This window comes from Isoptericola sp. NPDC057653, assembly GCF_042799955.1.
Taxonomy (GTDB): domain Bacteria; phylum Actinomycetota; class Actinomycetes; order Actinomycetales; family Cellulomonadaceae; genus Isoptericola.
This window is the reverse complement of the sequence record NZ_JBHVHP010000002.1, coordinates 185,950-210,308: the sequence shown is the minus strand read 5'-3', so window position 1 is coordinate 210,308 and position 24,359 is coordinate 185,950. Positions and strand designations below refer to the sequence as shown.

Sequence of the window (24,359 nt, the reverse complement as noted above, 5' to 3'; positions counted from 1 at the left end):
CGTCTCCCCCTGCCGACCGGCCGCCCGAGGCCGGGGCGCTCCCCTACTTGTTGGTGCCAGCCGTGACCGAGCCCTGGAGCTGTCGCTGGAAGATCACGTAGGCGATCAGCACGGGCACGATGGTCACGACCACGGCCGCGAACATCGCACCGAAGTCCACCGCGTACCCCGCGGAGGACACGAACGCGGCGAGCCGCTGGGAAAGCACGTAGTTGTCCTGCTCCGGGTTCAGCGCGATCGGCAGGATGAACTGGTTCCACAGGCCGAGGAAGTTGAAGATCGCGACCGACGCCATGCCCGGCGTCGCCATCGGGAGCATCACCTGGAAGAAGGTGCGCCAGTTGCCGGCGCCGTCGATCGCGGCGGCCTCCGCGATCTCGTCCGGGAGCCCGCGGAAGAACGAGTACAGGAAGAACACCGTGAACGGCAGCGCGAACGCCACGTACACCACGATCAGCCCGGGCAGCGTCCCGAGCAGCCCGGCGTTCTGCATCACGAAGAACAGCGGGACGATCGCGAGGAACACCGGGAACGTGAGCCCGACGAGCATGAGGTAGTAGATCGCCCGCCGGAACGGGAACTCGAACCGGGCGAGCACGTAGGCGCACATCGCACCGAGGAGCATCACGAGGATCAGTGCCGAGCCGACCACGATGATCGTGTTGACGAACGCCCGACCGATCTCGGCGTCCACCCACGCGTGCTCGTAGTTGATGAACGACCAGTTCGACGGGAGCGAGAACGGAGAGGCGAAGATCTCCGAGCTCGTCTTGAACGAACCGATGAACACCCAGATCATCGGCGCGATCACGAGGACGCACCAGATCACCAGGACGGTGTGCGACACCCCGGCGGCGACCTTGTCGCCCCCGTTGCTGCCCGTGGGCTTGATCCGCGGGGCCGGAGCCGCCGCGTCGCGCGCCACCTGCGTGTTGGCGCTCATCGGCGGCCTCCTTCGTCCCGGCCGCCGGTCAGGCGGTTCACGGTGAACACCAGCGCGGCGAACACCAGGGTGACGATGGCCATCGCCACGCCCATGGCGCTGGCGTAGCCGAACTTCCCCTCCGTGAACGCCGTGCGGAACAGCTGCTGGGACATCACGAGCGTCGAGTTGTCCGGGCCGCCCGTCGGGTTGAGCGCCTGCACGTACACGAACAGGTCGAGGGCGATGATCCCGAGGTAGATGTAGGCGGTCTGCACGTTGTCCCGGATGAGCGGGACGGTGATGGACCACGACGTGCGCCAGCGTCCCGCGCCGTCGATCCGCGCCGCCTCGTAGATCTCCGAGGGGACGCTCTTGATGGCAGCGATGAACAGCAGCATGTAGAACCCCACGAAGCCCCACACGACCACGAACATCGTCACGGGCATCGCCGTGCCGACGTTGCCGAGCCAGGCGAACGACTGGAACTTGTCGAGCCCGAGTCCGGTGAGCACCCCGTTGACCAGCCCGTTGCTCGGGTCGAGGATCAGGCGCCACATGATGCCGACCGCGATACCCGGGATGACGTAGGGGAAGAGCGAGACCACACGGTAGAAGCCCGACCCGCGGACGCCCCGCACCTGCCCCATGCCCGATCCGCCCACCGTGATGAGGATGGCGAACGCCAGCGAGATCACGATGGTGATCAGGGGGATGAAGATGCCGAACATGACGCTGTTGCCGACGGCGTTGATGAACCGCGGGTCCTGCACGAGCGTGGTGAAGTTGGAGAGCCCGATGATGTCGAAGTCGGCGGTGAAGCCCGACCAGTTGGTGAGCGCGTAGAACACCGCCTGGATGAACGGCCAGATCACGAAGACGAGGAAGAGCGCCAGCGGGATGCCGAGGCAGACGACGAAGAAGCTGACGCTGTCGAACGACACCCCACCGGCCCGCCCCCTGCGGGGCCCGTTGCCGGGCCCCGCAAGAGTTCCCTCGTCGGTGGGCAGAACCTGCCCGGCGCCAGGGATGGCGCTCATGACACCTCGATCTTGTCGATGGTGTCGTCGTTGGCGATCCGGTCGGTGATCGCCTGCAGCTCCTTGGTCAGGTCGGCCACCGACTTCTTCCCGTCGAGGAAGGAGTTCCAGATCGGCAGCTGCTCCTGGTTCATGCCGTAGGTGTTGACGAAGTTGAACGTGAAGATGTCCGTCCCGGCCGCGCTGAGCATGTCGGTCTGGGACACCAGCGCCGTGGACCCGAACCCGTCCGCGGGCACGATGTCCTTGACGATGGTCGGAGCGAGCTTCGTCTTGGAGAAGTTCGTCGCCGACTCCTTCGAGAGCATGACGCGGAGCAGCTCCTTGCCGCCCGCGACGCTCTTCGCCTGCGACGGCACGATGAACGGCTCGCCGGCCGTCGAGTGGAGCGCCGTGGCAGGCATCGCCGGGCTCGACGTCACCGAGAAGCTCGGCACGCCCTTCATCTGGAAGTCCGGCGCCGTCTGGTCCTTCATCTCGTTCTCGATCCAGGACCCCGACGGGTAGAGCAGCGCCTCCTCCTTGTTGCTCCACTGCGCCTGGGCGGCCGTGAACTGGGTGCCCGAGCCGCCGGGCTTGAAGTACCCGGCGTCGATGATCTCCTTCATGATCGTGAAGGTCGCCTGGAGCGCGTCCTGCGACCAGCAGTCGGGCTTGAGGTTCTCCAGGGACAGCCGGACCTCGTCGCCGCCCTCCTTGATGGCCGACTCGATGGCGAGCGTCTGGTAGTACGTCGCGGCCTCGGTGCCCCACAGGAAGAGGTACTTGCCGGCCTTCTTCGCCTCCGCGCCGAGGGCCTTGGCCTCCTCCCACGTGGCGGGAGGCGTCCAGCCGTTCTTGTCGAAGAGGCTGCCGGAGTACCAGACCCCGTACACCGTGAGCACGTAGTTGAGGGCGGCGAACTTGTCCCCGTACGTGCCCGGGGCGAGCACGCCCTCGTAGAGGGTGTCGCGGATGGTCGTGCCCTCGACGTTCGGCGCGTCGATGACGTCGGTCAGGTCCTCGAGCTGGTCGAGGATCGTGTTGAAGCCGATCGACTGGGCACCGGAGTTGTCGATGAGGTCCGGCGGGTTGCCGCCGACGAACCGCGGCTGGAGCTCGGTGGCGATCTGCGTGGAGGGCGAGACCTTGACGGTCGAGCCCGCGTGCAGGCCCGCGAGGACCTTCCCCGCGAACTCGACGTAGTCGACGCCGTACCCGCCGTCGAAGATCACGGCGTCGACCGTCGTGTTCTCCGCCATGCCGAACGGGTTCTTCGGGTCGGCGTTGCCCGTGGGCGACGCCGACTTCTCGCCCTCGTTGCTGCCGCCGCCGGTGGCGCAGGCTGCCAGGGGCAGGCCGAACGGCACCGCGGCGGCCGTGAACATGACGGCCCGGAGAACGGACCGACGGCTGGGCTCAGGAGTGGTGTTGGTGCTGGTGGTGAAGTTGCTGGTCATCCTCGTAGATGCCCTTCGTGTCAGGGTGCGCCTCGCGGCGCCCCGTCAACCGGTGCCTGCACTGCCCCGCGCGGGGCGCTTGCGCCGACCTCCTCGTCTCGCGCTCTGTGGGCGTGTGCGGAGGCCCGCAACGCTCACGGAAATATCTCTCCTCCATTGGAGCGATGGAGTGGAAAATATTCACGCGACGGCGCCACGTCAACAGGCAACACGGACCTGTGACCGTACTGGTATAGATCACCCGCTCCAGGGCACCGGCGCGATCAGCCCGCGGGCGCGGAGAGACGCACCGGAGCCGGCTCGATGAGCACCGAGAAGTTCACCGAGCGGGAGATGAAGCACAGGGCGTGGGCACGGTGATGGAGGGCGCTCACCGCCTCGTCCGTGGCCTGGGGTCCGGCGTCGACGGTGACGCGCGGACGCAGGGTGACGTCGGTGAACTGACCCTCGCCGCGGGACTCCACGCGCATCGTGCCCGTGGTGTCGTCCACGTACTCGCGCACGACGAGTCCCGACTCCGCCGCGAGGTGCAGGAACCACAGCATGTGGCACTGCGCCAGGCTCGCGACGAAGAGCTCCTCCGGGTTGTACCGGGAGGGGTCGCCGCGGAACGCGGGGTCGGCGCTGCCCGCCAGCGCGGGCTTGCCGGCCAGCACGACCTGATGGTCGCGCGAGTAGGCGGTGTACGACGTCGTGCCCGCCCCGCCCCCGCCCGGGTCGGGCCAGGACACGGTGACGGCGTAGTTGTGGTGCGCACCCATGGCCCACACGCTAGGGCGTCACGCCGCGCTGCGCCCTCCGGACCCCTTCGTCGTGCCCTTGCCCTTCCCGGGCTCCTTCGCCTTCGTGGTGCCCTTGCCCTTGGCCGTGCCCGCACCCTTCGCGGAGCTGCGGGTCCGGGGTGCCGAGGACGCCGAGGTGGCGGCGGCGCTGCGCGTCGACGTCCGGCCGGCCACGGGCACGGCCGGGTGCTCGTCGAGGATGCGCGCGAGGAACGTGCCGGTGTGGCTCGCCTCGACCCGGGCTACCTCCTCCGGGGTGCCCTCCGCGACGACCGTGCCGCCGCCGGAGCCGCCCTCGGGGCCCATGTCGACGATCCAGTCGGCACTCTTGATGACGTCGAGGTTGTGCTCGATCACCAGGACGGTGTTGCCCTTCTCGACCAGCGACTGCAGCACGCCCAGCAGCTTGCGGATGTCCTCGAAGTGCAGGCCCGTCGTCGGCTCGTCCAGCACGTAGATGGTGCGGCCCGTGGACCGCTTCTGCAGCTCGCTCGCGAGCTTGACGCGCTGCGCCTCGCCACCGGACAGGGTCGGGGCGGGCTGCCCGAGCCGCACGTAGCCGAGGCCGACCTCCACCAGCGTGGTGAGGTAGCGCGAGATCGCCGGGAACGCGGCGAAGAACTCCGCGGCCTCCTCGATCGGCATGTCCAGGACGTCCGCGACGGTCTTGCCCTTGAAGTGCACCTCGAGGGTCTCGCGGTTGTACCGCGCCCCGTGGCAGACCTCGCACGGCACGTAGACGTCCGGCAGGAAGTTCATCTCGATCTTCAGCGTGCCGTCGCCGTTGCACGCCTCGCAGCGCCCGCCCTTGACGTTGAACGAGAAGCGGCCCGGCCCGTACCCGCGGACCTTCGCCTCCTCCGTCTCCGCGAAGATCTTGCGGATCCGGTCCCACACCCCCGTGTAGGTGGCCGGGTTGGACCGCGGCGTGCGCCCGATCGGCCCCTGGTCGACGTGCACCACCTTGTCGAGCTGGTCCACGCCGGTGACCCGGGTGTGCCGGCCGGCCACCTGGCGTGCCCCGTTGAGCTCGTTCGCGAGCACGGTGTGCAGGATCGAGTTCACCAGGGTGGACTTCCCCGAGCCGGAGACGCCCGTCACCGCGGTGAGCACGCCCAGCGGGAACGACACGTCGATGCCGCGCAGGTTGTTCTCGCGCGCGCCGACGACCGTCACCTTGCGGCGGGGGTCCGTCGCACGACGCTCCGCCGGCAGCGCGATCGAGCGCCGGCCGGACAGGTAGGCGCCCGTCATCGAGCCCTCGGCCTCGAGCAGCCCGGCGTAGTCCCCGGAGTGCACGACGCGCCCGCCGTGCTCGCCGGCGCCGGGGCCGACGTCGACGATCCAGTCCGCGGCCCGGATGGTGTCCTCGTCGTGCTCGACGACGATCAGCGTGTTGCCGAGGTCGCGCAGGCGCGTGAGGGTCTCGATCAGACGGCGGTTGTCCCGCTGGTGCAGGCCGATGGACGGCTCGTCGAGCACGTAGAGCACGCCGACGAGACCGGAGCCGATCTGCGTGGCCAGCCGGATGCGCTGGGCCTCGCCGCCCGACAGGGTGCCGGCCGGGCGCTCGAGGGACAGGTAGTGCAGGCCGACGTCGACGAGGAAGCCGAGCCGGGCGTGGATCTCCTTGAGGACCTCGGTCGCGATCGCGCGCTCGCGCTGCCCCAGCTCCAGGCCGTCGAGGAACCGCTTGGCCTCGTCGATCGGCAGCCGGCAGACGTCCCAGATCGACTTGCCGCCGACGGTGACGGCGAGGACCTCGGGCTTGAGCCGCGCGCCCGAGCACACCGGGCACGGGACCTCGCGCATGTAGGCCTCGTACTTCTCCTTGGACCAGTCGGACTCGGTCTCCCGGTGCCGCCGCTCCAGGAAGGTCACCGCGCCCTCGAAGCCCGTGGAGTACTGCCGCTCGCGGCCCCACCGGTTCTTGTAGCGCACGTGCACCTGGTGGTTGCGCCCGAAGAGGATCGCGTCGCGGGCACGCTGCGGCAGCGCACGCCACGGCACGTCCATCGAGAAGCTCATCTCCTCGGCCAGCGCCGTCAGGACACGCTCGAAGTACTCCGACGACGTCAGCGCCCAGGGCACGACGGCGCCCTCGCGCAGCGTCCTCTCCTCGTCGGGCACGACGAGGTCGGGGTCGACCTCGAGCCGGAAGCCGATGCCGGTGCACTCCGGGCACGCGCCGTACGGGGCGTTGAACGAGAAGGTGCGGGGCTCGATCTCGTCCAGCGCCAGCGGGTGGTCGTTGGGGCACGCCCGCTTCTCGGAGAACTTGCGGACGCGGTCGAGGTCGTCGATGTCGGCGTCGACGAGCTCCACCATGACGAGCCCGCCGGCGAGGCGCAGGGCCGTCTCCACCGAGTCCGTCAGCCGCCGCTGCACCCCGTCGCGGGAGACGAGGCGGTCGACCACGACCTCGATGTCGTGCTTGAGCTTCTTCTCCAGCGCCGGCGGGCTCGTCAGCTGCACCACCTCGCCGTCGACCCGCGCGCGGGCGAAGCCCTGCGTCTGCAGCTCGGCGAACAGGTCGGCGTACTCGCCCTTGCGCCCACGGACGACCGGGGCCAGGACCTGGTAGCGGGTGCCCTCGGGCAGCTCCAGCAGCTTGTCGACGATCTGCTGCGGCGTCTGCGAGCGCACCGGCTCGCCGCACACGGGGCAGTGCTGCGTGCCCGCGCGCGCGAACAGCAGGCGGAGGTAGTCGTAGACCTCCGTGATCGTGCCGACCGTGGACCGCGGGTTGCGGTTGGTCGACTTCTGGTCGATCGACACCGCGGGCGACAGGCCCTCGATGAAGTCGACGTCGGGCTTGTCCATCTGCCCGAGGAACTGGCGCGCGTAGGCGGAGAGGGACTCCACGTAGCGGCGCTGCCCCTCGGCGAAGATCGTGTCGAACGCCAGGGAGGACTTGCCGGAGCCCGACAGACCGGTGAAGACGATGAGCTCGTCACGCGGGAGGTCGAGCTCGACGTTGCGCAGATTGTGCTCGCGGGCGCCGGAGATGACGAGGCGGTTGCTCACCCGGGCATCCTACGTCGGCGCGCCGACATTCGTACAGGCGTTCTATGCGAACGGGGGCGTCGATCCGGTCACACCGCGACACCGGGGCCGGGCCCCTGGACGCGGGCCGCTCCCCCGACCGGCGGGTGCTTGGATACGGCCATGCCCGTCTTCGCCGTCACCTACGTCTACGTCACCGACCCCGACCGCCTCGCCGAGGTCCGGCCCGAGCACCGGGAGTTCCTGCGCGGTCTGCACGAGACCGGCGCGCTGCACGTGTCCGGCCCGCTGCCCGCCACCCCCGACGGCGAGCCCGGGGGCGCCCTCCTCGTCGTCGAGGCCGACGACACCACGGCCGCCCTCGAGCTGCTCGGGGCCGACCCGATGCGTCGCGAGGGCCTGGTCGCCCACCGTGCGGCACGAGAGTTCGTGCCGGTGATCGGCGGCTTCGCCGCCTGACCCGACGACGAGGGCCCCGGACGACGTGTCGCCCGGGGCCCTCGTCGTGTGCGCGGCCGCCGTCAGCGGCCGGGCGCCTCCGGACCGGACGGGGTCGTCTCGGCCGTCCCCTCCGGAGCGGTGCCTCCACCCGCCACGTCGGTCGCCGTCGCGCCCTCCGGCGCGCCCGTCGTGGCCTCTGCCGCCACCACGGCGGTGCGGTGCGTCTTCGCGAGGCTCGCGACGGTCGCGATCGCGATCGACCCGAGGATGATCACGAGCGACAGCCAGATCGGGATCTCCGGCGCCCACTCGACCGGCTCGCCGCCGTTGAGGAACGGCAGCGTGTTGGTGTGCAGCGCCTCGAGGATGAGCTTGACGCCGATGAACCCGAGGATGACCGCGAGCGCGATCGGCAGGTACACCAGCCGCTCCAGGAGACCGCCCAGCAGGAAGTACAGCTGCCGCAGGCCCATGAGCGCGAAGATGTTCGCGGTGAAGACGATGAACGGGTCCTTCGTCAGGCCGAAGATCGCCGGGATCGAGTCGAGCGCGAACAGCAGGTCCGTCGAGCCGATCGCGACGAAGACCACGAGCATCGGCGTGAAGAGCTTCTTGCCGTCGACGACGGTGCGCACCTTCGCCCCGTCGTACTTCTCGCTCAGCGGCAGCACGCGCCGCAGCATGCGGATCGCGACGTTCTCCTTGTACTCGTCCTCGTCGTCACCCGCGACCAGCTTGATCGCGGTGTAGATGAGGAACGCCCCGAACAGGTAGAACACCCACACGAACTGCTCGAGGATGGCCGCGCCCGCCAGGATGAACGCCCCCCGCAGCACGAGCGCGATGATGATGCCGACCATGAGCACCATCTGCTGGTGCTGCTTGGGCACGGCGAACCGCGACATGATGATGACGAAGACGAACAGGTTGTCGACGCTCAGCGAGTACTCGGTGAGCCAGCCGGCGTAGAACTCGCCCGCCGGCGCCGCGCCCCCGACCGCGAGCATGACCAGCCCGAACACCAGCGCCAGGCCCACGTAGAAGGCGACCCACAGGCCGCTCTCCTTCATCGACGGGACGTGGGGTCGGCGGCCCACGATCGCGAGGTCGACGGCCAGCAGCAGGATCAGTGCTGCGAGCGACGCCGCCTCGAACCAGAACGGCAGCTCGTGGGTCATGCATCTCCTTCAGGGGTGGAAGCCGGCTCGGCGGCCGCTCGGACCTGCCTGTCCCGCCGGTCGCGCGCGAGGGAGGCGATCGTCGTGACGGCGAGCACCACCACGATGAAGCCGAGGGAGACCGTGGTCGGGATCTCGGGGATCGCCTCCACGTGCTGCCCGCCGTTGACGAACGGCACCTCGTTGGTGTGCAGGGCATGGATCACCAGCTTGACGCCGATGAAGCCGAGGATCGCCGCCAGACCGTAGTTGAGGTAGACGAGCCGGTCGAGCAGGCCGTCGACGAGGAAGTAGAGCTGTCGCAGGCCGAGCAGCGAGAAGGCGTTGGCCGCGAAGACGAGGTACGTCTCCTGCGTGAGGCCGAAGATCGCGGGGATGGAGTCCACGGCGAACAGCAGGTCGGCGCTGCCGATCGCGACCATGACGATGAGCATCGGCGTGATGAACCGCTTGCCGTCGATCTTCGCGATCATCTTGTCGCCGACGTAGGTCTCCGTCGTCGGGAACAGTCGCCGCGTCAGGCGCAGGACGCCGTTCTCGTTCCACTCCTCGTCGTGCCCCGTGCCCGAGCGGGCCTGGACGATCGCGGTCCAGATGAGGAACGCGCCGAAGACGTAGAAGACCCAGGCGAAGTTCGCGATGATCGCGGCACCCGCGGCGATGAAGATCGTGCGCAGCACCAGGGCGATCGTGATGCCGATGAGCAGCACGCGCTGCTGGTACTCCCGGGGCACCCGGAAGCTCGTCATGATGAGGACGAAGACGAACAGGTTGTCGACGCTGAGCGACTTCTCCGTGATGTAGCCGGCGAAGTACTCCCCGCCGTACTCGCCGCCCCACACGATCCAGACGACGACGCCGAACACCAGGGCGACCGCGACGTAGGCGAGGGACCACGTGGCGGACTCGCGGAGCGTCGGGGCGTGCGGGGTGCGCACGTGGCCGACGTAGTCGACGGCGAGCATCGCCAGGATGACGACGACGGTGACGATCCAGACCCACAAGGGCACGTTCATGGACAAACCTCCGGTACGTAGCACTGAGCACCGGAGGTCTTCCCCACCCGGACGGGCTGCGCGCCGTGCGTCCGGGCCGAAGAGGCCGGACCGGCGTCGGTGCCGGACGTGATGACGACCTCATCGTGGGCGGGGTACTCCCCTCCAACCCGCATACCCTACATGACACCCCGGGCGACGAATCCGCGCACGTCAGGGGGCGAATCCGACGCGACGACGCAGGTCCGAGGCCCTCCGGCGCCGCCCCGACGTGACGACCTCGCCTCAGGCCGTGGCCGCCTGCATCTGCCGGAGCTCCTTCTTCAGGCCGCCGATCTCGTCGCGCAGCCGGGCGGCGACCTCGAACTGCAGCTCCGCCGCGGCGGCGTGCATCTGGTCGCTCAGCTCCTGGATCAGCTCCGCGAGCTCGCCCGCGGCCGCGCCGGCGAGGCGGTTGCCCGTCGTCGCGCCCTCCTTCGGCGACCCCGGGACGGGCGCGCGGCCCCGCCCCTGGCCCGAGGCCGGCGCCTTCCGGTACCCGCCGGAGAGCAGCTCCTGGGTGTCGATGTCCTCGCGGGCCAGCATGTCGGTGACGTCGGCGATCTTCTTGCGCAGCGGCTGCGGGTCGATGCCGCGCTCGGTGTTGTACGCGACCTGCTTGGCGCGGCGGCGGTCGGTCTCGTCCAGCGCGTACCGCATGGCGGGCGTGATCTTGTCCGCGTACATGTGCACCTGGCCGGTGACGTTCCGGGCCGCGCGCCCGATCGTCTGGATGAGCGACCGCTCCGACCGCAGGAAGCCCTCCTTGTCCGCGTCGAGGATCGCGACGAGCGACACCTCGGGCAGGTCGAGGCCCTCGCGCAGCAGGTTGATTCCGACCAGCACGTCGTACTCCCCCAGCCGCAGCTCGCGGAGCAGCTCGACGCGCCGCAGCGTGTCCACCTCCGAGTGCAGGTAGCGCACCCGCACGTCCTTCTCGAGGAAGTAGTCCGTGAGGTCCTCGGCCATCTTCTTGGTGAGGGTGGTGACGAGCACGCGCTCGTCCTTGTCGACGCGCTCGCGGATCTCGTGCAGCAGGTCGTCGATCTGGCCCGTGGTCGGCTTGACGATGACCTCGGGGTCGACCAGCCCGGTCGGGCGGATGACCTGCTCGACGACGCCGTCCGACATCGACAGCTCGTAGTCACCGGGCGTCGCGGACAGGTAGACCGTCTGGCCGATCCGCTCGACGAACTCCTCCCAGCGCAGCGGCCGGTTGTCCATCGCGCTCGGCAGGCGGAACCCGTGCTCGACGAGCGACCGCTTGCGGGACATGTCGCCCTCGAACATGGCGCCGATCTGCGGCACCGTCTGGTGCGACTCGTCGATGACGAGCAGGAAGTCCTCGGGGAAGTAGTCGAGCAGCGTGTTCGGCGGCGACCCCTGCTCGCGACCGTCGATGTGCCGCGAGTAGTTCTCGATGCCGCTGCAGGTGCCGATCTGGCGCATCATCTCGATGTCGTACGTGGTGCGCATGCGCAGGCGCTGCGCCTCCAGCAGCTTGTTCTGCCGCTCGAGCTCGGCGAGGCGGTCGGCGAGCTCGGTCTCGATCCCCCCGATCGCGCGCTCCATGCGCTCCGGCCCCGCGACGTAGTGCGTGGCCGGGAAGAGGTACACGCTCTGCTCCGACCGGATCACCTCGCCCGTCAGCGGGTGGAGCGTCTGGATCGACTCGATCTCGTCGCCGAACATCTCGATGCGCACGGCGAGCTCCTCGTACACCGGGATGATCTCGACCGTGTCGCCCCGGACCCGGAAGGTGCCGCGCGTGAAGGCCGTGTCGTTGCGCGTGTACTGCATCTGCACGAAGCGTCGCAGCATGTCGTCGCGGTCGACGAGGTCGCCGACGTCGAGCCGCACCATCCGGTCGACGTACTCCTGCGGTGTGCCGAGGCCGTAGATGCAGGACACGGACGCGACCACGACGACGTCGCGACGGGTCAGCAGCGACGACGTCGCGGAGTGCCGGAGGCGCTCGACCTCGTCGTTGATCGAGGAGTCCTTCTCGATGTAGGTGTCCGTCTGCGCGATGTACGCCTCGGGCTGGTAGTAGTCGTAGTACGAGACGAAGTACTCGACGGCGTTGTTCGGCAGCAGCTCCCGGAACTCCGTGGCGAGCTGCGCGGCGAGGGTCTTGTTCGGCGCCATCACGAGGGTGGGCCGCTGCAGCTTCTCGATGAGCCAAGCCGTCGTCGCGCTCTTGCCGGTACCGGTGGCACCGAGCAGCACGACGTCCTTCTCCCCCGCCTGCACGCGCGCGGTCAGGTCCGCGATCGCCGTGGGCTGGTCACCGGACGGCTGGTACTCGGACACCACCTCGAAAGGGGCCACCGCACGCTGCAGGTCGGTCACGGGTCGCATGCCACCACCGTACGGCGACCCTCCGACAGGCGGCCTGCTCGGACTCCGCCGCTCCGGACGGGCGGGTGAAATATCCGACATCGGTTTTGTCAGGTATCCACGCAAACCCTAGGGTGGCGGCGAGCCCGCGCCCGGGCGGACCCCCTTTCGGCCCGGGCGCGGGACCGACCGTCCGGCCCTGGCCCGAAGACCGTGCGACGGGCCGCCCTCACCCTGGAGACCCATGCGCGCCACCGCCCCTCGCCCTGCCCGTTCCCGGCTCCTGCTCCGCCCGCTCGCGCTGGGCCTGGGGGCGGCCGTCGTCGCCGCCGGGACGGTCGCGGGGAGCGCGACAGCACTCCCCGCGACGGTCGCCACGGCCGGGTCGGGCAACCCTGTCTGCTCGCTCGGGCTCCTCCCCGGGCCCCAGGGCGGCCTCACCTCCACCGACTCGGGCGTCGCGGTGTACGTCGGCGGCGACTACGTGGCCCACCAGGCCGCGGCGGAGAGCGAGGGCCGGCTGGTCGTGGCGGGCAGCACGACGGTCGACGCCGGCCTGCTGAACCTCGGCCGCGTCGGCGTCGGCTCGGGCGTCGTGCCCACCCCGGGCGACGTCCTCGTCTCGGTGGGCGACGTCACCGTGGCCCCGGGCTCCCGGCTGGACGTCAACCACGGCGTGCCCGGCGGCGGTGACGTGCGCACCGGCGGGGCCACCAGCGGCGAGATCGAGCTCAACGGCGGGGCGAGCGTGGAGCGCTCCCCCGACGCCGCCGCGATCGCCGCGCGCGCGGGGGCGGACCTCGACGCGGTCTCGGCCGCACTCACCGACCTCGCGCCCACCGGGCGACTCGACACCTCCGGGCCGTACCCGACGCTCGTCGGGGACGACGTCTCCGACCCGCAGGTCTTCTCGATCACGACCGCCGAGGCCGCGGGCCTCGACACGCTCGTGCTCACCCACGTGGGCGACGCCGGCGTGGTCGTGAACGTGCGCGGCGTCGACGCGCGCCTCGACACGGTCCACGCGGCCGCCGGGACCGTCGGCGACCGGATCGACGACGGCGCGGCGCTCGGCGCCTGGGCGCCGCGGATCGTGTGGAACTTCGGTCAGGCCTCGACGCTCGAGCTCGCCGGGGGCAGCCAGCTCGTCGGCTCGATCCTCGCGCCGCGCGCCGACGTCCGTCAGGGCGCCCACACCAACGGGCGCCTGTGGGTGGGCGGCGACCTCGACCTCGGGACGGGAGGGAGCGGGCTCGAGCACCACAACTACCCGTGGGCCGGCGAGTGCGACACGGTCCCGGGCGAGGGCACCACCACCCCTCCCGGGGAGACGACCACCGACGAGGGCGAGGAGGAGGGCACCACCCCGACGCCGACCCCGACGGAGCCGGCGCCCGGCCCCACCCCGTCGGCGGAGGCCACCACTCCCGCCCCGACGCCGTCGGCCGGCACGCCGTCCGGCACGATCGTGGACGGGGGCGGCGACGCCGGCACCCCCGACGCCGACGTCGCGGCGGATGTCCTGGCGAGCACGGACGCCCCCGCCCCGGTCGCCGGACGACCGGACGAGGTGGCGGAGCTGCCCCGGACCGGCGCGGCGGTCGTCATGACGGCGGCGCTCGGCGCGGCGCTCCTCGGGGCGGGCGCGCTGCTCGTGGCCCTGCGACGCCGCCGGGCGGGGGCCGACGCCGGGGCCTGAGCCGGCGCCCGGCGGCAGGCCCGGAGCGACCGTGTCCGCGCTCCGGGCGCCGTCGCGCGTCAGGCCTCGGCCGCGGCGGCGGACTCCTCGTCGACCTCGGCGCACAGCCGCTGCCACAGCGCGTCGACCTGCTCGCGCAGCCGGCCCTCGGTGCCCGCCCCGTCGAGCGTGACGTCGGCGACCGCGGTCCGCTCCTCGTCCGTCGCCTGGGCCGCGACCCGGGCGCGCGCCGCCGCCTCGTCGAGCCCGCGCCCCTCGACGAGGCGGCGGACCCGCTGCTCGGCCGGGGCGTGCACCACGACGAGCAGGTGGAAGTGGTCCGCCTGCCCCGTCTCGACCAGGAGCGGGATGTCGTGCACGACGACCGCCCGGTCGTCGGCCGCACCGGCCAGCGCCTCCCGCTCGGCGGCGATCCGCCGGATCTCGGGGTGCAGGATGCCCTCGAGGCGTTCCCGGGCCGCCGCGTCGTCGAACACGAGCCGACCGAGCGCCGGCCGGTCCAGCGAGCCGTCGTCGGCGAGCACCCCGTCCCCGAAGGCCGCCACCACCTCCTCCAGCCCCACCGTGCCCGGGGCCACCACCTCGCGCGCGAGGACGTCGTGGTCGATCACGACGGCGCCCAGCTCGGCGAGGCGGCGAGCGACGACGGACTTGCCTGCGGCGATGCCGCCCGTGAGGCCGATGCGAAGCATGGGGACCATCCTGCCCCCGGCGTAGGCTTCCCGCCATGAGCGCCCACGGCACCAGGCCGCGGCGCGAGGGGGAGGTGGCATGGCGGGCGGCGGCATGATGCGCTCGTACCTGAAGGACTCGTCGGTCAAGGACCGGCGGCTGACGGGCTCGACCCTCCGGCGGATCCTCGCCTTCTCCCGGCCGTACCGGGCCCAGCTCAGCGGCTTCGTCGCGCTCCTGGTGCTCAGCGCCGGGGCCGGCGCCGTGACCCCGCTGCTGTTCCGGCGCCTCATCGACGACGGCATCGCGCACGGCGACCGCGCGCTGGTCGTCTCGATGGCGGCGGCGGCCGTCGCCATCGCGCTGGCGTCCGCGGCGCTGGCCGTGGCCGAGCGGTGGCTCTCGTCGCGGGTCGGCGAGGGACTCATCCTCGACCTGCGCACCGCCGTCTTCGACCACGTGCAGCGGATGCCGCTCGCGTTCTTCGCGCGGGCGCGCACCGGCGCCCTCGTGCAGCGCCTCAACGGCGACGTCCTCGGCGCGCAGCAGGCGTTCACCTCCACCCTGCAGACCGTGGTGTCCAACGGCCTGACGATCGCGTTCACCCTCGCCGCCATGTTCGCCATGTCCTGGCGGCTCACCCTGGTGTCCCTCGTCCTGCTGCCCGCGTTCGTGCTCCCCGCGCGCTGGTTCGGCCGCCGGCTCGCCACGCTCGCGCGCACCGGCTACGACCTCAACGCGGACGCGGGCCAGATGATGAACGAGCGCTTCAACGTCGCGGGCGCGCACCTCGTCAAGGTCTTCGGCGACCCCGACCTCGAGAGCGAGCGCTACGCGGCCCAGGTGGGCCACCTGCGCGACCTCGGCGTACGCACGGCGCTGCTCGGCACCTGGTTCCGCGTGGGCCTCACGACGCTGGCCTCCGTCGCCATCGCCCTGGTCTACGGGCTGGGCGGGCTGCAGGCGATCGCCGGCGAGCTCACCGTGGGCACCGTCGTGGCACTCACCGCCTACCTCGGGCGCCTGTACGGCCCGCTCTCCGCGATGTCGAACGTCCAGGTGGACGTCATGACGGCTCTGGTGAGCTTCGAGCGGGTGCTCGAGGTGCTCGACCTCGAGCCCGCCATCGCCGAGAAGCCGGGCGCCGTCGACCTCCGCGAGGCCGTGGCGCGCCGCGGCGCCTCCGTCGAGCTGGACCGGGTCACCTTCCGCTACCCGACCGCCGACGAGGTCTCGCTCGCCTCGCTCGAGTCCGTCGCGACGCTGAGCTCGGACCCCACCGGCGACACCCTGCACGACGTCTCCTTCACCGTGCCCGCGGGCGCCATGGTCGCGCTCGTCGGGCCGTCGGGCGCCGGCAAGACCACCATCTCCCAGCTCGTGTCGCGCATGTACGACCCGACCTCGGGGGCGGTGCGGATCGCCGGGACGGACCTGCGCGACGTCACGGCCGCCTCGCTGCGCGGCACCGTCGGCGTGGTGTCCCAGGAGGCGCACCTCTTCCACGACACCGTCGCGGCCAACCTGCGCTTCGCCCGCCCCGACGCCTCCGACGAGGACCTCGAGCGAGCCCTGCGGCAGGCGCGCATCTGGGACCTCGTCGCCCGGCTCCCGGAGGGGGTCGACACGGTCGTGGGCGACCGCGGCTACCGCCTCTCCGGCGGGGAGCGCCAGCGCCTCGCCATCGCCCGGCTCCTGCTCAGGGCGCCTGACGTCGTCGTGCTCGACGAGGCCACGGCGCACCTCGACTCCGAGTCCGAGGCCGCCGTGCAGGCGGCCCTCGACCAGGCTCTGGCGGACCGGACCTCCCTGGTCATCGCCCACCGGCTCTCGACCGTCCGCGCCGCGGACGCCATCGTCGTGCTGGCCGAGGGCCGCGTCGTCGAGGTCGGCACCCACCCCGAGCTCCTGGCCGCCGGCGGCCTGTACGCCGAGCTCTACGCCACCCAGTTCGCCGACGCCGAGCCGTCCCCGACCGACTAGGCAGGCGCGGAGCCCGGGCCGCGCGCGGACCGGCGGCCCCTGCGCCGTCGGGCGCAGCGGAGCCCCACGCCTCATCCCGCGACCGGTCGTCCGCGGCCGGCGCCACCGCACTCCCCCGCACGCACGACGGCGGCCCGCCACCCCGAGGGGTGACGGGCCGCCGTGGGCGTCCGGTGGGTCGTTGCCGACCCGGCCGGATCAGTTGCCGGTGAGCTTCTCGCGAAGCGCGGCGAGCGCCTCGTCCGAGGCGAGCGTGCCCGCGGCCTCCTGCGCCGGCGGGGCCGACGAGTAGGAGGACGACGAGGAGCTGCTGCTCGACGAGCTGCTGCCGGGGACCGCGTCGTTCACGGCCGCGTCCGCGTCGGCCGTGATGGCCGCACGGACCTGCTCGCGGTGCGACTCCCAGCGGGCGTGCGCCTTGGCGTACTCCGCCTCCCAGGCCTCGCGCTGCGTCTCGAAGCCCTCGAGCCACTCGTTGGTCTCCGGGTCGAAGCCCTCGGGGTACTTGTACTCGCCGTTCTCGTCGTACTCGGCAGCCATGCCGTAGAGCGCGGGGTCGAAGTCCTCGGACTCCGGGTCCATGCCCTCGTTGGCCTGCTTGAGCGAGAGCGAGATGCGGCGACGCTCGAGGTCGATGTCGATGACCTTGACGAACACCTCGGCACCCACGCTGACGACCTGCTCGGGCAGCTCGACGTGGCGCACGGCCAGCTCCGAGATGTGCACGAGACCCTCGATGCCGTCCTCCACGCGGACGAACGCACCGAACGGCACCAGCTTGGTGACCTTGCCGGGCACGACCTGGCCGATGGCGTGCGTGCGGGCGAAGGTCTGCCACGGGTCCTCCTGCGTCGCCTTCAGCGACAGGGAGACACGCTCGCGGTCGAAGTCGACGTCGAGAACCTCGACGGTGACCTCCTGGCCCACCTCGACGACCTCGGACGGGTGGTCGATGTGCTTCCAGGACAGCTCCGAGACGTGCACCAGACCGTCGACGCCGCCGAGGTCCACGAACGCACCGAAGTTGACGATCGAGGAGACGACACCGGGGCGCACCTGGCCCTTCTGCAGGGTCTGCAGGAAGGTGGAGCGAACCTCGGACTGCGTCTGCTCGAGCCAGGCACGGCGCGACAGGACCACGTTGTTGCGGTTCTTGTCGAGCTCGATGATCTTGGCCTCGATCTCCTTGCCGACGTACGGCGCGAGGTCGCGGACACGACGCATCTCCACGAGGGAGGCGGGGAGGAAGCCACGGAGACCGATGTCGAGGATGAGGCCACCCTTGACGACCTCGATGACGGTGCCGGTGACGACGCCGTCCTCCTCCTTGATCTTCTCGATCGTGCCCCAGGCGCGCTCGTACTGGGCGCGCTTCTTGGACAGGATCAGGCGACCCTCCTTGTCCTCCTTCTGGAGGACGAGAGCCTCGACGGCGTCGCCCACGGCGACAACCTCGCCCGGGTCGACGTCGTGCTTGATGGAGAGCTCCCGGGACGGGATCACGCCCTCCGTCTTGTAACCGATGTCGAGGAGGACCTCGTCGCGGTCGACCTTGACGATCGTGCCTTCCACGATGTCACCATCGTTGAAGTACTTGATGGTGGCGTCGACGGCGGCAAGGAAGTCTTCCTCGGTGCCGATGTCGTTGACGGCAACCTGGGGGGCGGACTTCGTGGTGGAGATGGTCATTGAGTAGATGCTCCGATGCGGACAGGACGTAGTGCGGACAGGGTCTGTGGTACGTGCACCGGGAGGCGACGCGACAAGCGATCCGCACGTCTGCGATCCGAAGGTCAAGACGTCCTCGGGCGCACTGCACCGCCGAACATCTTATCGACGGCGCTGCGATGGGTCAACGCGCCGGCCGCGCCGCCGACGTGACCGCCGACCGCCCGTCCGGAGCCCGTGCCACGATGACCGGGTGAGCCACCATCCTCCCGCGCCGGGCCCGATCTCGCACGCGGGTTACCAGGACGTCCCGGACGACGCCGGCAACGCGGCCTCGCGCGGATGGTGGGACGAGAACGCCGCCGAGTACCTCGCCGAGCACGGCGACTTCCTGGGCGACGCGGGCTTCCGCTGGGGCCCCGAGGGACTGACCGAGGCCGAGGCGGGGCTGCTCGGCGACGTGTCGGGCGCCCGCGTCGTCGAGGTGGGTGCCGGCGCGGCGCACTGCGCCCGGTGGCTCGCGACCCGGGGGGCCCGCGTGGTCGCCACCGACGTGTCGGCCCGGATGCTCGCCGGCGCCGCGCGCCTCAACGACGCCACCGGCCTGGCCGTCCCGCTCGTCCAGGCCGACGCCCGCCGTCTGCCGTTCGCCGCCGGCAGCGCGGACGTGGTCTTCACGTCCTACGGGGCGATCCCCTTCGTGGCCGACGCCCGCCGGGTCCACGCCGAGGCCGCGCGCGTGCTCCGCCCCGGCGGCCGGTGGGTGTTCTCCGTGACCCACCCCGTGCGCTGGGCGTTCCCCGACGACCCCACGACCCGCGGACTCACCGCGGACCGGTCGTACTTCGACCGGCGCCCCTACGTGGAGGCCGACGACCGCGGCGAGGTCCGGTACGCGGAGTACCACCGCACCGTCGGCGACCACGTGCGCGACGTCGCCGCCGCCGGGCTGCGGCTCCGCGACGTCGTCGAGCCCGAGTGGCCGACGTGGAACACCGCGACCTGGGGCGGCTGGAGCCCCGAGCGCGGCGCCGTCCTGCCGGGCACCGCGGTGTTCGTCACCACCAAGGACTGACCGGCCCCGTCGGGCGGCCGTGGCGGTCAGTGACCGGCGTCGTGCCAGGTGGGCCCGGCGCCGACCGACACGTCCAGCGGGACGTCGAGCGACACCGCCGACCCCATCTGGGAGCGCAGCACGTCCTCGGCCGCCTCCCGCTCCCCCGGCGCGACCTCGACCACGAGCTCGTCGTGCACCTGCAGCAGCAGGCGCGAGGCCAGGCCGCGCTCGTCCAGCTCGCGCTGGACGCCGAGCATCGCCACCTTGATGATGTCCGCCGCACTGCCCTGGATCGGGGCGTTGAGCGCCATGCGCTCGGCCATCTGGCGGCGCTGCCGGTTGTCGCTGGTGAGGTCCGGCAGGTAGCGCCGACGGCCCAGGATCGTGGCCGTGTACCCGGTGGCGCGCGCCTCCTCCACCACGCCGGTCAGGTAGTCGCGCACGCCGCCGAACCGCGTGAAGTAGTCGTCCATCAGCGACTGCGCCTCGCCCGTGGGGATCGTGAGCTGCTGCGACAGGCCGAACGCGCTCAGCCCGTAGGCGAGGCCGTAGCTCATCGCCTTGATCTTCGAGCGCATCTCGGCGGTGACGTCCTCGGGGGCCACCTCGAAGACGCGCGAGCCCACGTACCGGTGCAGGTCCTCCCCCGAGCGGAACGCCTCGATGAGCCCCTCGTCGCCCGACAGGTGCGCCATGATCCGCATCTCGATCTGGCTGTAGTCGGCGGTGAGCAGCGTCTCGTAGCCCTCCCCGACCCGGAAGGCGCGGCGGATGCGCCGGCCCTCCTCGGTGCGGATCGGGATGTTCTGCAGGTTGGGGTCCGTGGAGCTCAGCCGGCCCGTGGCGGCGATGGTCTGCTGGAAGGTCGTGTGGATCCGCCCGTCGGGGGCGACCGACTTCAGCAGGCCCTCCACCGTGGAGCGCAGGCGGGTGGCGTCCCGGTGCGCCAGGAGGTGCTCGAGGAACGGGTGCTCCGTCTTGACGTACAGGTCCTGCAGCGACGCGGCGTCGGTGGTGTAGCCCGTCTTGATCTTCTTGGTCTTGGGCATCCCGAGCTGGTCGAAGAGCACCTCCTGCAGCTGCTTCGGGCTACCGAGGTTCACCTGCCGCCCGATGACGTCGTAGGCGTCCGCCGCCGCGTCGGCCACCATCGAGGCGAACTGGCGCTCGAGCTCGGTGAGGTACTCGACGTCCGCGGCGATGCCGGTGGACTCCATCCGGCCCAGCACGGCCGTCAGCGGCAGCTCCAGGTCGACGAGCAGGTCGGCCGCCCCGCGGTCGGCGAGCTGCCCCGTGAGGGCCTCGGCGAGCTCCACGACGGCCGCGGCACGGACGGCCGCCTGCCGGGCCCGCGGGTCGTCGGCGTCGTCCCCGCCGTCGAGGGCCAGGTCCAGCGCGCCCTGCCCGGCGGCGTCGGCCGCCTCGCCCGCGGACAGCTCGCGCCCGAGGAGGCGCACCGTGAGGTCGGCGAGGTCGTAGCCGCGCTGGTCCGGGTAGCACAGGTAGGCCGCGAGCTCCGTGTCGAACGTGACGCCGCGCAGGTCGAGCCCTCGGCCGGCGAGCTCGTGCCACGCCGCCTTGGCGCCGTGCACGACCTTGGGCGCGTCGGGGTCCGCGAGCCATGCGGCGAGGACGCGCTCGTCCTCGAGCGTCACGTCCGCGAGGTCGACGACGGCGGCCGCGCCCTGGCCGGCGTCCGAGGGCCCCTCCGCGACCGCCACCTCCCAGGCGTCGCCCGCGCCCGGCGTCGGGGTGCCCGTGACCTCCAGGCCGAGGGCGCGCCCGGCTCGGGCCGCGAGCCAGCCGCCCAGCCCGCCGGGCTCCAGGGCGGCGAGGTCGACCTGGACCCCCGCGACCGCGGCCTGCTCTGCCGGCTCGGTCGCCGGGTCGACGGCGAGCAACCGGTCGCGCAGCGTGCCGAACTGCAGGGTGTCGGAGACCCGGTGCACGGCCTCGCGGTCGAACCCGGCCAGGCTCAGGTCGTCGATCGCGAGGGGCAGCTCCAGGCGGTCGAGGAGCGCGTTCAGCTCGCGGTTGAGGCGCACCTGGTCGATCGCCTCGCGCAGGTTCACCGCGGCCTTGCCCTTGAGCTCGTCCACGTGCTCGAGGAGCGGGTCCAGACCGCCGTAGGTGGTGACCCACTTCGCGGCGGTCTTGGGACCGACGCCGGCCACGCCCGGCAGGTTGTCGCTGGACTCCCCGACCAGCGCGGCGAGGTCGGGGTACTGGTGCGGGGGCACGCCGTACTTCTCCTCGACCGCCTCCGGCGTCATGCGGGCGAGGTCCGAGACCCCGCGCTTCGGGTAGAGCACGGTCACGCGCTCGTTCACGAGCTGCAGCGAGTCGCGGTCCCCCGAGCAGACCAGCACGTCCAGGCCCGCCTCGGCGCCCTCGCGGGCGAGCGTCGCCAGGATGTCGTCGGCCTCGATGCCCTCGCGCTGGAGCGCCGGGATGCGCAGCGCCTCGAGGACCTCCTTGATGAGCGGCACCTGGCCGCGGAAGACCTCGGGCGTCGCGTCGCGGTTGCCCTTGTACTCCGGGAAGCGCTCCGTGCGGAACGTCACGCGGCCGGCGTCGAACGCCACGGCCGCGTGCGTCGGCTGCTCGTCGCGCAGCAGGTTGGTGAGCATCGACGTGAACCCGTAGACGGCGTTCGTCACCTGGCCGCTGGAGGTCACCAGCGTGTCCGGCAGCGCGAAGAACGCGCGGTAGGCCATGGAGTGGCCGTCGATCAGGAGGAGGCGTGGGCGGGTCCCGGTTCGCGCGGAGGTCGTCACGGGTGCCAACCTATCGCCCATGTCTGACACCTCCACCGGCACGCCCGAGTTCCCCAGCACCCTGGACCAGTGGGCGGCCGCCAGCCGCGGCACGCTCATCGAGCGCCTCGGTATCGAGCTCACCGGCGTCGCCGCCGACCTCACCACGGGCACCATGCCGGTGGCCGGCAACACGCAGCCCGCGGGCCTGCTGCACGGCGGGGCGACGGCGTCCCTCGCGGAGACGCTCGCGTCGGTCGCCGCCCAGCAGCATGCCGGGCCGGGACGCGCCGCCGTCGGGCTGGAGCTCAACGCCACGCACCACCGCGGGGTGCGGTCGGGGACCGTGCACGGGGAGGCCAGCGCCCTGCACCTGGGGCGGTCGACGGCGGCCTACGAGATCGTCGTCACCGACGACGCCGGCCGGCGCGTGTGCACCGCGCGGCTGACCTGCATGATCCTCGAGGGCCGCTAGGCCGCGTCGACGGAACACGGGACCGGCCGCTCGGCGGCCGTGCGGCCCGGGCGCGCCCGCGGGCTCAGGAGGGGACGGACTCGCTCGTGGCGTCGCGCCGCGGGACGACGCCCAGCTCGCCGAGCACCGCGTCCGCGCCGCCCTCCGAGCCGTCGGCGGCCCGCTCGGCCGCCTCGCGCAGAGCGGCGTCCCGCTCCTCCTGGAAGGCCCGCAGGTCCACGGGGCCGGTCGGCAGCCCCGCGGCGCGGGCGCGCCGGCGGCGCGCCACGAGGTCCTCGATCGCGGCCCGGGTCGCCTCGCGGCGCCCGACGCGCACGGCGGCGCGCGAGGACCGGGGGTTCTCCTGGGCCAGGCGACGCAGCAGGGTCGCCGTAGCGACCACGCGGTGCCCGGACGTCGGGGCGAACCCGAGGCGGGCGAGGAAGCGGTGCATCCCCCGCGCGCCGGGGGCGGGTGCGCAGTAGACGTTCTCGGCGCCGCGCTCCCCCGCGACGGCCGCGGCCGCGGCGATCAGCGCGTGGCCGACGCCGCGCCGCCGCGCCGCCGGGGAGACGAAGACGGCGTCGACGTACAGGCTCGTGGTCGTCGCGAAGAGCAGGGGGTCGATGACGCGCAGCACGGCGAAGCCGACGATCTCGTCCTCGTGGGTCGCGACGAGGACCTGGCCACCCGCGCCCAGCAGGACGCTCAGGTGCTCCAGCAGCCGCGACGCGTCGGCAGGGGAACCCTGCACCGCCGACGGCGACTCCTCGACCGCACGCTCGGCGAGGTGCGCGACGGCGACCATGTCGTCCTGCTCGGCCAGCCGGACCTCGACCGCTGCACGCATCGGCACCTCCTCGACGAAAAGACCGCGTCCCCTGCCCCCGGCGGGGCGGGAGCACTCCCACCCGACTGCTCGGGAACCGGTCCGGGCGGCGCCCGGACTCACGGTCGTTGAAGCATGAATATCACAGATCGGTTACGACACCCAGGCGACGATAGCGGCCGACAGGACGTCGCACAATGGCCGTGGCCCGGTCGCAGGACGAGTCCTGCGACCGGGCCACGGCCCTGCGAGTCAGGCCCCGACCTGCTCGATGACGGCGTCCGCGACCTCGCGCATGGTGAGGCGGCGGTCCATCGACGTCTTCTGGATCCAGCGGAAGGACTCCGGCTCGCTCAGACCCATCTTGGTCATCAGCAGGCCCTTGGCGCGGTCCACGCGCTTGCGGGTCTCGAAGCGCTCGGTGAGGTCCGCGACCTCCGACTCGAGGGCGCCGATCTGCTGGTACCGGGAGATGGCGATCTCCACGGCCGGCAGCAGGTCCGCCGGGGTGAACGGCTTGACGACGTAGGCCATCGCGCCGGCGTCGCGCGCCCGCTCGACGAGCTCGGTCTGCGAGAACGCGGTGAGCAGCACGACCGGCGCAGCGTGCGCCTTGCCGATCCGCTCGGCCGCCGAGATGCCGTCCAGCTCGGGCATCTTGACGTCCATGACCACGACGTCGGGCTTGAGCTCGGTCGCGAGGCGGACGGCGGTCTCGCCGTCGCCGGCCTCGCCGACGACGTCGAAGCCGGCCTCGCGCAGCGTCTCGACGACGTCCATGCGGATGAGGGCCTCGTCCTCGACGACGACCGCGCGACGCGCGGGGCGCTCCGGCGTCTTCGGGGCCTCGGGCTCCTGGTCGATCAGGGGCGGCAGGTCGAGCGGCACCGTCGCCTCGGGCTTCGCGTCGTGGGGCTTCTCGTCGGTCACGCGTCCCATCCTAGTGGTCGCGACGGGGCGCCGCGTCCCGTGCCGGGTGTGACGAGGGCGACGGGTCGCGCGTCGCCAGCGCGCCCGAGTTGGGCGGTTCGGCCCGCGACCTGCACCTGTGGTTCGATG

Annotated in this window: 18 protein-coding genes; 5 read left to right on the top strand and 13 right to left on the bottom strand. The window is 71.8% G+C overall.

Annotation, left to right across the window (positions count from 1 at the left end; translation table 11 throughout):
* Window positions 1-43 precede the first annotated feature (43 nt).
* The 5 genes from ACFU9A_RS12165 to uvrA form a co-directional block, all read right to left on the bottom strand.
* Window positions 44-943, bottom strand: coding sequence for a carbohydrate ABC transporter permease (locus ACFU9A_RS12165; protein ID WP_430575543.1), 900 nt, complete (start codon window positions 941-943; stop codon window positions 44-46).
* The gene (locus ACFU9A_RS12160) at window positions 940-1,962 is read right to left on the bottom strand and encodes a carbohydrate ABC transporter permease (RefSeq protein ID WP_430575542.1); all 1,023 of its coding nucleotides are present in this window, start codon (window positions 1,960-1,962) and stop codon (window positions 940-942) included. Before ACFU9A_RS12160 ends, ACFU9A_RS12165 begins: the two co-directional genes overlap by 4 nt.
* Window positions 1,959-3,401: an N-acetylglucosamine/diacetylchitobiose ABC transporter substrate-binding protein gene (gene ngcE / locus ACFU9A_RS12155; protein WP_430575541.1), complete on the bottom strand. Its 1,443-nt coding sequence runs from the start codon at window positions 3,399-3,401 to the stop codon at window positions 1,959-1,961. The genes ACFU9A_RS12160 and ngcE overlap by 4 nt, the downstream gene beginning before the upstream one ends.
* A gap of 263 nt (window positions 3,402-3,664) precedes the next feature.
* Complete coding sequence (locus tag ACFU9A_RS12150) at window positions 3,665-4,162, bottom strand: OsmC family protein (protein WP_430575540.1); 498 nt, start codon at window positions 4,160-4,162, stop codon at window positions 3,665-3,667.
* Between the two features lie 18 nt (window positions 4,163-4,180).
* Window positions 4,181-7,210 (bottom strand): excinuclease ABC subunit UvrA, encoded by a 3,030-nt coding sequence (gene uvrA, locus ACFU9A_RS12145; RefSeq protein ID WP_430575539.1) that lies wholly within the window; start codon window positions 7,208-7,210, stop codon window positions 4,181-4,183.
* A gap of 141 nt (window positions 7,211-7,351) precedes the next feature.
* On the opposite strand from uvrA, the gene ACFU9A_RS12140 reads away from it, so the two are divergent.
* Complete coding sequence (locus ACFU9A_RS12140) at window positions 7,352-7,648, top strand: YciI family protein (RefSeq protein ID WP_430575538.1); 297 nt, start codon at window positions 7,352-7,354, stop codon at window positions 7,646-7,648.
* 62 nt (window positions 7,649-7,710) lie between these two features.
* Here ACFU9A_RS12140 and ACFU9A_RS12135 read toward each other — a convergent pair whose 3' ends face one another.
* From ACFU9A_RS12135 to uvrB, 3 genes are all read right to left on the bottom strand, one after another.
* Window positions 7,711-8,808: a TerC family protein gene (locus tag ACFU9A_RS12135; RefSeq protein ID WP_430575537.1), complete on the bottom strand. Its 1,098-nt coding sequence runs from the start codon at window positions 8,806-8,808 to the stop codon at window positions 7,711-7,713.
* Window positions 8,805-9,824 carry a TerC family protein gene (locus ACFU9A_RS12130; protein WP_430575536.1) on the bottom strand — a complete coding sequence of 340 codons (1,020 nt, stop codon included), beginning with the start codon at window positions 9,822-9,824 and terminating at the stop codon, window positions 8,805-8,807. The genes ACFU9A_RS12135 and ACFU9A_RS12130 overlap by 4 nt, the downstream gene beginning before the upstream one ends.
* Window positions 9,825-10,088: 264 nt before the next feature.
* Entirely contained in the window at window positions 10,089-12,203 is a 2,115-nt protein-coding gene (uvrB, locus tag ACFU9A_RS12125; RefSeq protein ID WP_430575535.1) for an excinuclease ABC subunit UvrB, read from the bottom strand.
* Window positions 12,204-12,426: 223 nt separating this feature from the next.
* Here uvrB and ACFU9A_RS12120 point away from each other — a divergent pair, with 223 nt between their 5' ends.
* The gene (locus tag ACFU9A_RS12120; protein ID WP_430575534.1) at window positions 12,427-13,881 is read left to right on the top strand and encodes a choice-of-anchor A family protein; all 1,455 of its coding nucleotides are present in this window, start codon (window positions 12,427-12,429) and stop codon (window positions 13,879-13,881) included.
* Between the two features lie 59 nt (window positions 13,882-13,940).
* Here the strand turns inward: ACFU9A_RS12120 and coaE are convergent, their stop codons facing one another.
* The gene (gene coaE, locus ACFU9A_RS12115) at window positions 13,941-14,573 is read right to left on the bottom strand and encodes a dephospho-CoA kinase (protein WP_430575533.1); all 633 of its coding nucleotides are present in this window, start codon (window positions 14,571-14,573) and stop codon (window positions 13,941-13,943) included.
* A 79-nt stretch (window positions 14,574-14,652) separates the two neighbouring features.
* Here coaE and ACFU9A_RS12110 point away from each other — a divergent pair, with 79 nt between their 5' ends.
* A complete protein-coding gene (locus tag ACFU9A_RS12110; RefSeq protein WP_430575532.1) occupies window positions 14,653-16,536 on the top strand; it encodes an ABC transporter ATP-binding protein in 1,884 nt (627 codons plus the stop codon).
* Between the two features lie 198 nt (window positions 16,537-16,734).
* On the opposite strand, the gene rpsA is transcribed toward ACFU9A_RS12110, so the two are convergent.
* Window positions 16,735-18,225 carry a 30S ribosomal protein S1 gene (gene rpsA / locus ACFU9A_RS12105; protein WP_430575531.1) on the bottom strand — a complete coding sequence of 497 codons (1,491 nt, stop codon included), beginning with the start codon at window positions 18,223-18,225 and terminating at the stop codon, window positions 16,735-16,737.
* 232 nt (window positions 18,226-18,457) lie between these two features.
* Here rpsA and ACFU9A_RS12100 point away from each other — a divergent pair, with 232 nt between their 5' ends.
* Complete coding sequence (locus tag ACFU9A_RS12100) at window positions 18,458-19,279, top strand: class I SAM-dependent methyltransferase (protein WP_430575530.1); 822 nt, start codon at window positions 18,458-18,460, stop codon at window positions 19,277-19,279.
* Between the two features lie 26 nt (window positions 19,280-19,305).
* On the opposite strand, the gene polA is transcribed toward ACFU9A_RS12100, so the two are convergent.
* Window positions 19,306-22,059: a DNA polymerase I gene (polA, locus tag ACFU9A_RS12095; protein WP_430575529.1), complete on the bottom strand. Its 2,754-nt coding sequence runs from the start codon at window positions 22,057-22,059 to the stop codon at window positions 19,306-19,308.
* Between polA and ACFU9A_RS12090 the strand changes: the two genes are divergently transcribed.
* Window positions 22,058-22,492 (top strand): hotdog fold thioesterase, encoded by a 435-nt coding sequence (locus tag ACFU9A_RS12090; RefSeq protein ID WP_430575528.1) that lies wholly within the window; start codon window positions 22,058-22,060, stop codon window positions 22,490-22,492. The genes polA and ACFU9A_RS12090 overlap by 2 nt on opposite strands.
* A gap of 64 nt (window positions 22,493-22,556) precedes the next feature.
* Here ACFU9A_RS12090 and ACFU9A_RS12085 read toward each other — a convergent pair whose 3' ends face one another.
* Both ACFU9A_RS12085 and ACFU9A_RS12080 read right to left on the bottom strand, forming a co-directional pair.
* On the bottom strand, window positions 22,557-23,321 hold the full coding sequence (locus tag ACFU9A_RS12085; RefSeq protein ID WP_430575527.1) for a GNAT family N-acetyltransferase: 765 nt from the start codon (window positions 23,319-23,321) through the stop codon (window positions 22,557-22,559).
* A gap of 231 nt (window positions 23,322-23,552) precedes the next feature.
* Window positions 23,553-24,239 carry an ANTAR domain-containing response regulator gene (locus tag ACFU9A_RS12080; RefSeq protein ID WP_380244664.1) on the bottom strand — a complete coding sequence of 229 codons (687 nt, stop codon included), beginning with the start codon at window positions 24,237-24,239 and terminating at the stop codon, window positions 23,553-23,555.
* Between the last annotated feature and the right edge of the window lie 120 nt (window positions 24,240-24,359).